Source organism: Halolamina salifodinae (assembly GCF_017874235.1).
Taxonomy (GTDB): domain Archaea; phylum Halobacteriota; class Halobacteria; order Halobacteriales; family Haloferacaceae; genus Halolamina; species Halolamina salifodinae.
Genome location: NZ_JAGGLC010000002.1, coordinates 479382 through 490524 on the forward strand (window position 1 = coordinate 479382; position 11143 = coordinate 490524).

Annotated in this window: 8 protein-coding genes; 3 read left to right on the forward strand and 5 right to left on the reverse strand. The window is 67.7% G+C overall.

The window, feature by feature from the left end; all coding sequences use genetic code 11:
- Positions 1–48: 48 nt before the first annotated feature.
- The 5 genes from J2753_RS06880 to J2753_RS06900 form a co-directional block, all read right to left on the reverse strand.
- Positions 49–2334: an AAA family ATPase gene (locus tag J2753_RS06880; protein WP_209491183.1), complete on the reverse strand. Its 2286-nt coding sequence runs from the start codon at positions 2332–2334 to the stop codon at positions 49–51.
- Positions 2335–2536: 202 nt separating this feature from the next.
- Complete coding sequence (locus J2753_RS06885; RefSeq protein ID WP_209491184.1) at positions 2537–2998, reverse strand: hypothetical protein; 462 nt, start codon at positions 2996–2998, stop codon at positions 2537–2539.
- Between the two features lie 107 nt (positions 2999–3105).
- A complete protein-coding gene (locus J2753_RS06890) occupies positions 3106–3312 on the reverse strand; it encodes a hypothetical protein (protein WP_209491185.1) in 207 nt (68 codons plus the stop codon).
- Positions 3313–3543: 231 nt separating this feature from the next.
- The gene (locus J2753_RS06895) at positions 3544–3750 is read right to left on the reverse strand and encodes a cold-shock protein (protein WP_121822023.1); all 207 of its coding nucleotides are present in this window, start codon (positions 3748–3750) and stop codon (positions 3544–3546) included.
- Between the two features lie 137 nt (positions 3751–3887).
- Positions 3888–6755 carry a DEAD/DEAH box helicase gene (locus J2753_RS06900; RefSeq protein ID WP_379810507.1) on the reverse strand — a complete coding sequence of 956 codons (2868 nt, stop codon included), beginning with the start codon at positions 6753–6755 and terminating at the stop codon, positions 3888–3890.
- Between the two features lie 124 nt (positions 6756–6879).
- On the opposite strand from J2753_RS06900, the gene J2753_RS06905 reads away from it, so the two are divergent.
- The 3 genes from J2753_RS06905 (at position 6880) to J2753_RS06915 (ending at position 10982) form a co-directional block, all read left to right on the forward strand.
- The gene (locus J2753_RS06905) at positions 6880–8145 is read left to right on the forward strand and encodes a M20 family metallo-hydrolase (RefSeq protein WP_209491187.1); all 1266 of its coding nucleotides are present in this window, start codon (positions 6880–6882) and stop codon (positions 8143–8145) included.
- A gap of 188 nt (positions 8146–8333) precedes the next feature.
- Complete coding sequence (aroA, locus tag J2753_RS06910) at positions 8334–9635, forward strand: 3-phosphoshikimate 1-carboxyvinyltransferase (RefSeq protein WP_209491188.1); 1302 nt, start codon at positions 8334–8336, stop codon at positions 9633–9635.
- A gap of 78 nt (positions 9636–9713) precedes the next feature.
- Positions 9714–10982: an alkaline phosphatase family protein gene (locus J2753_RS06915; RefSeq protein WP_209491189.1), complete on the forward strand. Its 1269-nt coding sequence runs from the start codon at positions 9714–9716 to the stop codon at positions 10980–10982.
- Positions 10983–11143: the final 161 nt, after the last annotated feature.

An 11143-nucleotide genomic window follows, 5' to 3' on the forward strand; every position in this document is an offset into this window, starting at 1 on the left:
AACGGGCATAAACGACCCGACACCGCCCCGAAACCACTCCCGGAGCCGTTAGATGGACGGTTCGACGGCGTCCAGCGCCCGCTCGAACTGCTCGGCGCCGATCAGGATCTCGTCGGCGTGTTCGTTCGCTTCCGCACCCTCGTAGCGCTTCGCCACGTCCTCGACGGCCAGCAGCGTCGCCTCGCGGACGACCGCGGCCACGTCCGCGCCCGTGTAGCCCGCCATCGCCGCCGCGACGGCGTCCAGATCCACGTCGTCGGCCAGCGGCTTCCCCTCGACGTGCACGTCGAGGATGGCGCGCCGGGCCTCCTCGCCCGGCGCGGGCACGAGCACGTGGGACTCGAAGCGCCCCGGCCGCAGAAGCGCGGGATCGAGTGCATCCTTGCGGTTCGTCGCCGCCAGCACGACGAGGTTGGGGTTGTCCGCGGCGCGGTCGAGTTCGGTGAGTAGCTGTGAGACCACGCGCTCGCCGACGCCGGAGTCGCTGCCCGACCCGCGAGCGATGGCGACGGCGTCGATCTCGTCGAAGAAGACTACCGCGGGCGCGGCCTGTCTGGCGCGCTCGAACAGCTCTCGGACCGCCTTCTCGCTCTCGCCGACGTAGCGGTCGAGCAGTTCGGGACCCGCGACCTGGAGGAAGTTCACGCCACTCTCGCCCGCGATGGCTCGTGCGAGTAGCGTCTTCCCGGTTCCGGGTGGCCCGTGAAGCAGGACACCCGAGGGCGGCGACGCCTCGACGGCGTCGAACAGCGGCCCGTACGTCAGCGGCCACGCGACGGCGCGCTCGAGCGTCTCTTTCGCGCTTTCGAGGCCCCCCACGTCGTCGAAGCTGGCTTCCGGCGACTCGGCGACGTACTCCCGCATCGCACTGGGTTCGACGGCGGCCATCGCCGACTCGAAGTCCGCGCGGGTGATCTGGATGTCCGCTGCCGCGATGGCCGTCGCCGGATCGACGTCAGGCGACGCGGCCTCCTGCCGGCGTGCCCGCCGCAGCGCCGACATCGCCGCCTCCTTCGCGACCGAGGCGAGGTCCGCGCCCGTGAAGCCGTGGGTGCGCTCGGCGAGGCGGTCGACCCGCACGTCGTCGGCCAGCGGCATGTTCCGTGTATGGACCTCAAGGATCTCCCGCCGGCCCGTCTCCCCGGGAACGCCGATCTCGATCTCGCGGTCGAACCGCCCCCCGCGGCGGAGTGCGGGATCGATCTCGTCGACGCGGTTTGTGGCGCCGATGACGACCACCTCGCCCCGGGCGGCGAGGCCGTCCATCAGCGAGAGCAGTTGGCCGACGACGCGGCTCTCCACGTCCCCGCCGTCCTCACGCTTGGGTGCGACGGAGTCGATCTCGTCGAAGAAGATGATCGCCGGCGAGTCCTCCTGGGCGGCCTCGAACACCTCCCGGACGCGCTCCTCGCTTTCGCCTTTGTACTTGCTCATGATCTCCGGCCCGGAGATGCTGATAAAGGTCGCGTCGACCTCGTTGGCGACGGCTTTCGCGATCAGCGTCTTCCCCGTCCCGGGCGGGCCGTGGAGCAGCACCCCCTTCGGCGGGTCGATCCCCAGGCGTGCGAACAGTTCGGGGTTCGAGAGCGGCAGTTCGACCGTCTCGCGCACGAGGTCCAGTTCCTCGTCGAGGCCGCCGATGTCCTCGTAGGTGATTCCGGTCGAGGCGCCGCCCGCACCCTCGACGTCGACGGCGCCGCCGGAGACATCCTCGCTCGCGCTTCCGCCATCAGTCGAGTCGGTCGATCCGCCAGTGTCGACGCTCACGTCGCCGGTTTCGGGCTCCTCGTCCGGCGACCCGATCTCGCCGACATGGTCCGATCCGGTCGAGCCAGCGTCGATCACCAGCCGAACGTCGGTGTCGTCGGTGACGCGGACGCGGCCGTCTGGGTCGGCGGTATCGACGGTGAAGCCGATGCCCGAGAGGCGTTCGAGGTGTAGTTGGTCGCCGGGCGCGACGGGCCGGTTTCGCACGTCCTCGGCGACGAGACGCTCGATGGCGTCCCGGTCGACGTCCACGTCGGCCAACTGCGCCGGCGCGCGGAGGGTGATCGAGTCGGCTTCGGGGAGGTCCGCGGCGGCGATGCGGACGGTGTCGCCGACCTTCACGCCGGCGTTGGCGCGGCTGTCGGCGTCGATGCGGACGACGCCGTCGGGTACGTCGCCCCGGGCGGGCCAGAGCTTCGCGACCGTCTCGCGTTCGCCCTCGATGAGGACGGTATCCCCCGAGAGCAGGCTCAACTGCTGGCGGGCGCCTTCGGGCAGGCGGGCGATACCGCGTCCGGCGTCGCGCTTCTCGGCGGCCCGGACGGTGAGGCGGAGGGAGTCGCTCATGGCCGGGGCTGGGCGCGGGCGCCCCAAAGCGTTGCCGGAGGCGGCGTGGGCGTGGCGACATTGATTCCTACACGACTACAGTGTTGGATCAACGCCGTAATCGGTTTCACTAGCTCTGGTGAACCTCTTCGATCAGGAGCTTCTGGCACGAGTCGGCGAGTATCGGCGCATAACGGATCGTACGGAGTGATACTCCCGAAGTTCACTCGGACCGCTCGGCACTGTTCGTGTATCCCGGTGGAGGAGGGAGCTCGACGACCTCAGTCTCCTCACGTTCGTGGGGAATGGTCGCCTCCATCTCCATTTTCACCGCGTGGTCGCCACCGACGACGTCACTCACGCCGACCATCACCGTTCCTGGCAGTTCGGGGGATGCGAAGTGGTTTCGACATGCCTCGCCGATTTCGAACTCCGCCTCGGGTAACAGGTCCTCACGGACGAAATGCCGAATCATCGTTACGTCCTCCAAACTACCATCACAGTACTCGCGCAGGAACCGATCCGCGAAGGAGAGGCCCCGGTCCGCCTGGTCTTTCGGGGTTTCGCCCGGTGCGACGAAGCCGTCTAACTGTACATGGTCGTGGTCTGGGTGCCGGGTTCGAACTGCTGTCGCAGCCACTTCGTCATCCCCTTCGTTTTCGCGCCTGAACACTGTTTTCTCCATACAAACCGTGCCAGTCGCCAGAGTATAACTTTTGTCACAAGTTCTGTGAACCGGGCGGAAGACGACACCCATTGTACGATAGCAGGTACTCTATTCAGCTGACAGAGCTATCGGAGAAGGGAGCTCACATAAAGCGCGAAGAGGGCCAGCATGACGGGAACCAGAAGGGCCACCACACCAATCACTCCGCCGATTTCAATCGCAATTGCCGCACTCCCTACCGCCAGTATCCCTGCCAATAGGAAGGCCACTCGAAGACGTAGATATCCGCCGATGAGTGGTGTACTAAAAAGGGCGTGGAGGGGGCCGCGCATACACGCTGTACAGTTCGTTTCTGTAAATACCTATTGTAGACTCTCTCACCTACAGAGCCGTTGTCATTCCGAATCTGATTGTGAGAACCCGCCTCGATGTGGAGAGTGCCTTCGGTGAGTACCGAGTGTTCGGTAAGCACTGAGTGTGCAGATAGCGTTAGCTGGAACGCCTAACCGTCTCAAAAACGAAGTTTGTTGTCTGTCGCTATAAACGACAGTTGTGGTACAGTACTACTGTCGGACGACGTTCGACGCGCGAGGCCCCTTGGGCGAGGACTCGATGTCGAACTCGACCTCGGTACCCTCCGTCAGGTCTTCGCCGCCGACATCCTCCATGTGGAAGAAGACGTCTTCGTCGTCGTCGAGGTCGCCGTCGTCAGTCGAAATGAAACCGTAGCCGCCAGTGTCGTTGAAGAAATCAACCTTACCGTTTGCCATTACATACAGACGGAGGGGCGAGTGAGGGATAACCCTTCCGAGGGTCAAGCTATCACGGCACCTCACCCGATATTCATACACAAATTACCGAATGGTCCCGAAAACCGTGCAAGCGAATACGGACCACTAGAGCCCCCTCACCAGAAACTCTTCGTCCGCGCGTACTGGCGCTCTTGCTCCAGGATGTCCCGGTAGAAGTCAGCCTCGTCCTCCCGGAACTTCGAGATGATCCGCGCGGCCGTCTGCGGACCGACGCCGCGGGCCGCGAGCGCCCGGACGGCCTTCATGCCGTGCTCCTGGACCAGATTCGCGGACTTGAACGCCTTCCGTGTCATGCGATCCTGCTCCGAATCCTTCTCCTCGGCGCGAGTCGCTTTCACCACCTCGTCGGCCCACGGGTTCAGCGCCGCGATCCGGGTCGAGCCACATTTGGGGCACTTGATCGGCTCCCGGATCTTCCCGACCTCCTGCTGGCGGTCCCAGTCCTTGCAGTGGACACAGAACAGCAGCACGCGGTCGCCCTCCAGTCGATCCCGGACGGTCTGGATCACGCTGGCGTCGGCGCCCTCCGGGACCAAAAATTCCCCGCCGGCCGAGCGCCCGCCGGCGCCGATGGGCGTGCGCTCGCGGGCCGTCGCCAGTTCCACGTCGCCGTCGTCGGCCTGCAGTTCGCCGAGCAGGTCCCGCGTCTCCGCGACGGCCAGATCCTCGTGGAACACCTGCCGGAGCGCCTCGTCGTAGACCGGCGTGTCAGAAAGCGCGGCGAGCAGGCGGTCGGCGCCGAAGCGGCCCTGCCCCTGATAGCGCTTGAGCGCGCCGAACTTGGCGGCGACGTGGCTGAGCGTGAACTTCAGTGCGTCGGCGTTCTTGAGCGCGAGTTCGAGGATGGCCTCGACGTGATCCGGGTCAGTCTCCAGCAGCACGTCGTGGAACTCGCTGATACCGACGCCGCTGGGCACCTCAAACTCGATCCGGTAGGGGTCGACCTCCATCCCCACCGACGACCCCGTTCGCTGGCCCACCAGCGCCGAGCAGATGCGCCCGAGCGTCTCGTTCACCTGGTGGCCGTACGGGCTGTTGAGCACGACCGTTCGGCCCTGTGACTCCAGCACCAACCGATTCGCGGCGGGAACGGGCGCCCCAGCCTCGATCTGCCGCTCGACCGGTTCGAGTGCGGTCTCGGCCGTCGTAGTGTCGACGGGGTAGCGTCCCGTGAAGTCCGACGCGACCGACGAGAGCGGCGCGTCGTTCTGGAACTGTTCACCCGCAACGTCGCGGTGCTCGCCGGCCTCGTTGGCGACCGCCGCAGGGACGGGAATCTCGGAGCCGACCCACGTCGGCACCTCGCCGCCGGGGTCCTGCACGGGCGAAACTTCGACGCGCTCCTCCTCCTCATCGACGCGGTCGACACGCCACATCTCGCCGCGCTGGACGAATACGGAGCCCGGTTCGGCAAAGTTGACGACGAAGCGCTCGTCGAGCGTGCCGATCCCGCGCCGCGAGGAGACATCGTACACCTCGTAGCTCTCCTCGTCGGGGATCATCGAGAGGTTCGCGTAGTAGTACTGCCACGTGCCTCCGGAGCTCTCGAGGCGGTCGTGATCCTCCTCCAGCCAGAGCAGACGGTTCGAGGAGAGCTCCCGGACTACCTCGCGGAACGTCTCTTCAGGCAGGTCGCGGAAGGGGTAGGCTCGTTTGATCCGCTCGTAGGCCTCGCGGGCGTCGATTTCGCCCTCGTCCATCAGCAGGCCGACGATCTGGTTCGCGAGCACGTCGAGGCTCCCCTCGTGGATGCCCGTTGGCTCGACTTCGCCCGCCTTCGCCCGCCGGGCGATGGCCATTGCCTCGCTGGCGTCGTCGGCGTCCGAGACGACGACGGTCCCGTGGGAAACCTGATCCCGCCGGTGGCCCGCGCGCCCGACGCGCTGGAGCAGGCGGGCGACCTCGCGCGGTGAGCCGTACTGTACCACGTGGTCGACCCGCCCCACGTCGATCCCCAGTTCCATCGACGACGTACAGACGAGGCCGTCGATCTCGCCGGCCTTGAACGCCTCTTCGACCTCGATCCGGGCGTCCTTCGAGAGCGAGCCGTGGTGGATCCCGATCGGTGCGTCGAGGCTCTTGAACCGCGAGCCCAGCGCCTCCGCTGTCTGGCGGGTGTTGACGAACACGAGCGTCGACTCGTTCTCGGCGACCACGTCCCGAATGTACCGAACGTGGCTGGCGATCTCCGGTTTCGTCGCCAGTTCGCCGGCGAGGTTCTGGTCGGCGTCGGTGATCTCCGGCCGCACCACCTCCAAGTCGATCTTCGATCCGGCGTCGACCTCCACGATCTGGTAGTCCCGCTGGGTCCGGTGCTCACCCCGAACCGACCCAGTGAGGAACTTCGCGACCTCGTCAGGATCGCCGACGGTCGCCGAGAGCCCGATGCGCTGGAACGGCCCCGAGAGCTCCTGTACGCGCTCCATCGCGATGGTGAGTTGGGCGCCGCGCTTCGACGCCGCGAGTTCGTGGACCTCGTCGATCACGAGGTGCTGCACGTCCAAGAGCGCCTTTCGGAGCTTCTCGCCGGTCAGCATCGCCTGCACCGTTTCGGGGGTGGTGATCAGCACGTCCGGCGGGTCGTTGGCCTGCTTGCTCCGCTGGTAGTCGGTGGTGTCGCCGTGGCGCACGTCGACCGCCAGATCGAGCGTCTCGCCCCACCACTCGAGACGGTCGAGCATGTCGCGGTTGAGCGCACGCAGCGGCGTGATGTACAGCGCGGAGATCCCGTGGCGCTCCTCGGCAGCGGCGATCTGGTCCAGCACGGGCAGCATTGCCGTCTCGGTTTTCCCGGTCCCGGTGGGGGCGATCACCAGCGCGTTCTCGCCGGCCGCGAGCGGCGGGACCGCGCGGCGCTGTGGCTCGGTCGGCGTGGTGAACCCCCGATCCGAGAGGGCCTCCCGAACTGCCGGTCCGAGGTGCGTGAACGCGTCGACGCCGGCGTTCTCCATTCGGTCGACCAGAGGCGGTCGGCGGGGTTAAGCACCACGGCTGCGGTGGTGAGGTTCTCATTCACTACGCCGAGTCCCGCCGGCGTCGCCTGCCCCGAAGGGTACATGTAAGGCGACGCCGACGCCACCAGCCGGTATGCACGTCGACACTGACCGCCTGCGAGCGGACATCGAGGCGAACGCCGAACACGGGGAGATTGAGGTCGATGAAGGCCGCGCTCGGACAGTGCTGACCGGGACCGACGCCAACCGCGCTGCTCGTGAGACGCTCGTCGACCGGATGGGGGACGCCGGACTGGACGTGACCGTCGACGCCGTCGGCAACATCGCCGGCACGTGGACACCCGAGTCGGTGGACCCCGGCGCCGCACCCGTCGCTGCCGGGAGCCACGTCGACTCCGTGCCGGAGGGCGGCATCTTCGACGGCCCGCTTGGCGTCTACGCGGCGCTGGAGGCCGTCCGTGCGATGCAGGACGCCGGCGTCGAACCGGCGCGGCCGCTGGTCGTCGTCTCCTTCACTGAGGAGGAGGGACAGCGCTTCTCCGAGGGGCTGCTCGGCTCCTCGGTCGCCGTCGGCGAGCGAACTGTCGAGGAGGCTCTGGCCACGGAGGACGGCGAAGGCGTCACTCTCGAAGAGTCCCTCGAACGGATCGGCTTCCGCGGCGAGGGCCGACTCGACGCCAGCGACTGGGAGGCGTGGTACGAACTCCACATCGAGCAGGACACCCGGCTGGAGCGCGAGAACGTCCCGGTCGGCGTCGTCACCACCATCACCGGGATCACCCACTGCGAGGCCGAGATCGTGGGCGAGGCCAACCACGCCGGCGCGACGCCGATGGACGAGCGAACCGACGCGCTTGCGGCCGCGTCGGAGGTCGTGCTCGACGTCGAAGCCGCCGCCAACGAGGTGGTCGAAGAGGAGAGCGAGACCGCAGTCGGCACTGTTGGCTCGCTCTCGGTCTCCCCCGACGCCACCAACGTGGTCCCGGGGAAGGTCGAGTTCGGCGTCGACATCCGGGACGTGGACTACCAGTCGATGCAGACCATCGTCGAGGCCACGCGCTCGAGCCTCGCCATCGTCGAAGCCGACCGCGGGGTGGAGACCTCGTTTTCCCGGCCGTTCGACCTCGAACCGACGCCGATGTCTGACACGCTACGCGCCGCTGCGCACCGCGCGGGCGAGGCGTCCGGGATCCGGACCATCGACCTGCACTCCGGCGCCGCTCACGACACGATGCACGTCGCCGACGTGACCGACGCGGCGCTGCTGTTCGCACCCTCGCAGGACGGCATCAGTCACAACCCCCGGGAGTGGACTGACTGGGAGGACTGCGCGAGCGCGACGCGCGTGCTGGCGGGTGCGATGGCCAGCGTCGCGGGCGCCGACGCCGCCGAGGAGTAGGCCGGCGTCGGCGGGGCTGTGGCTGGCCACCGCTGGCGAACAGGCGGCCGAACGAGTCGTGAGACGGCTGGCCGCACAACCGTGGACCGTCTCACGGCAGTTCTCAGCTCACGGGATGGGTGGTCCCGCTATCGTACTTCAAAACTGCCTCCGGTGGACTCATCTCCCCGGCAGCCACAGGTGATGGCATGAAAAAGCACGTCTCGCGCTCCCGGGTCGCCGGGCGCTGTCGCGCGCCGCCGTCGAAGAGCTACACCCACCGCGCCATTCTCGCTGCAGGCTACGCCGACGAGGCAACCGTCGAGGACCCGCTGGTCAGCGCGGACACGCGGGCGACCATGCGCGCCGTCTCGGCGTTCGGCGGCGGTGTCGACCGCTCGCGACTCGACGCCGGCACCCTCTCAGTCGAGGGATTCGGCGGCCGGCCCGAAGTGCCGGACGACGTGATCAACTGCGAGAACTCCGGGACGACGACGCGACTCGTCACCGCGGCTGGCGCGCTCACGGACGGGCTGACGGTGCTCACCGGCGACGACTCGCTGCGCTCGCGCCCACACGAGCCGCTGCTGGACGCCATCGAGGATCTGGGGGGCCGCGCCGAGAGCACGCGCCGGAACGGCCGCGCGCCGCTGGTCGTCGGCGAGTCGATCACGGGCGGCGCCGTCTCGATGCCCGGCGACGTCTCCTCGCAGTTCATCACCGCGCTGCTGATGGCCGGCGCCGTCACCGACGAGGGGATCGAGGTCGACCTCGAGACCGAACTCAAGTCGGCGCCGTACGTCGACATCACCCTGGAAGTGCTCGAAGCGTTCGGCGTCGATGCCGAGCACACGGAGTCGGGGTTCCGCGTCCCCGGCGGCCAGCAGTACGCGCCGGCGGGGGGGAGCTACGCCGTCCCGGGCGACTTCTCCTCGATCTCCTACCTCGCCGCTGCGGGGGCTGTCGCAGCCGAAGACGGGAGCGAGGTGGTCGTCGAGGGCGCGCACCCCAGCGCGCAGGGTGACACAGCCATCGTCGACATTCTCGACCGCATGGGCGCCGAAATTTCGTGGGACGAGGACGCCGGTGAACTCAGAATTTCGGGCGGCGATCTCTCGGGTATCGAGGTCGACGTGGGCGACACGCCGGACCTGCTCCCGACCATCGCCGCGGTCGGCGCCATCGCCGACGGCGACACACGGATCGTCAACTGCGAGCACGTCCGGCTGAAGGAGACCGACCGCGTGAGCGCGATGGCCGAGGAACTCGGAAAACTCGGCGCCGAGGTGACCGAGGAGCAGGACACCCTCACGGTCCACGGCAGCGACTCCTCGCTCGTCGGTGCCGAAGTCGACGGCCGTGGTGACCACCGGATCGCGATGTCGCTGGCCGTCGCCGGCCTCGTCGCCGAGGGGACGACGACCGTCGACGACGCCGAGCACGTCGACGTGTCGTTCCCCGACTTCTGGACAGTGCTCGACGACCTCGGCGCGAAAGTGACGAACGCCTGAGTCGGGTCGGCCCCCCGGCCGGACTTCTCCGTCACTCGCTGTCGGTAGCTCTTTCTCCGTCGATCTGAACATCCGCTCGTGAGCGACTACGCATCCGACCTCCGTGAGGCCTACGAGGAGGACGGCTACGTCTTCCCCGCCTACCGCGACCGCTCGTTCGCCGACACGCCCGAGAGCGCGCTCTCCCTGCTCTCGTCCGAATTTCCGCGGAACATCCCCGACGACGCGTTCGGCGACCTCATCGACGGCGATATCGAGAACGTCGTCCTGCTCGTCGTCGACGGCTTCGGCCTCGATCAGTGGATGCGCCTCCGCGAGGAGCTCCCGCTGCTCGATGCCTTCGAAACCGACGGCATCGTCACGCCACTGACCTCAACGTACCCCTCCGAGACGGCCGCCGCGATCACGACACTCCACACGGGACTGCTCCCGGCCGAGCACGGCCTGCTCGGCTGGCACCAGTATCTCGACTCCATCGACGAGTCGATCCAGACGCTCCCGTTCCTGCTGGCGGACGGCACGCCCGTACAGGACGAGTACCCGCTCGCGGACCCCCGAGAGCTGTTCGATGGCGACGCCATCTACGGCGACGCCGAGGCCGCGGGCGTGGACGCCCACGTCACCCAACCGGTCCACATCGCCGGCTCCATTTCCTCGGAACTCACGACCGCCGGCGCGGAGACACACGGCTACTGGAACGTTGCCGACATGGCCGTCTCGCTCCGCGACATCGTCGCCGACAGTGAGGGGCCGACCCACGTCACTGCGTACGTCCCGAACGTCGACACCATCTCCCACCGCACCGGCACCGCGGCCGACCGCTACGACGCGCAGGCCCGGATGGTCACGGAAGCGATCCGAACGGGGTTCCTGGACAACCTCGACGCCGAGACGGCCGAGAAGACGGCGCTGCTCGTGACGGCCGACCACGGCCACACGAACGTCGACCCCGAGGTCTCGGTCGACCTCTCGGTGCCCGAGGTCCAGAACTGCCTCGCCCGCGGCGACGACGGCGACCCGATCCCGCCACAGGGCGGCCCGCGGAACGTCCAATTCCACGTCGCCGACGGCCGCGTCGAGGGGCTCCGGGACTACCTCAAACGGGAAGCCGGCGACGACGTGCTCACGTTCACCGAGGCCGAGTACCGCGAGCGCGGCCTGTTCGGGAGCAACCACGCGGAGCCCGGGGAGGCCTTCGAGCGCCGCGCCCCAGACCTGCTGGCGGTCCACCACGAGGGCCAGATGTGGCACGAAAGCGACGAAAAGATCGGCGTCCACGGCGGCATGACGCCCGAAGAGATGTTCGTCCCGTTCGCGGCGGCGCGCGCGAGCGACCTGCAGAACTGATCCCAGAGGGGGACTCTGCGCCTTCGCCGGCGTCGACGCAACGAATCGACCGCACCTGCAACGACTTTGACATCCTCCTCCAGCTAAAGCCGGAGGAATCCCAAGCGTTGAGATATTAGGGTTTACAGTCTCCCTGCTCTCTCGTTGTGAACGACCCGCTC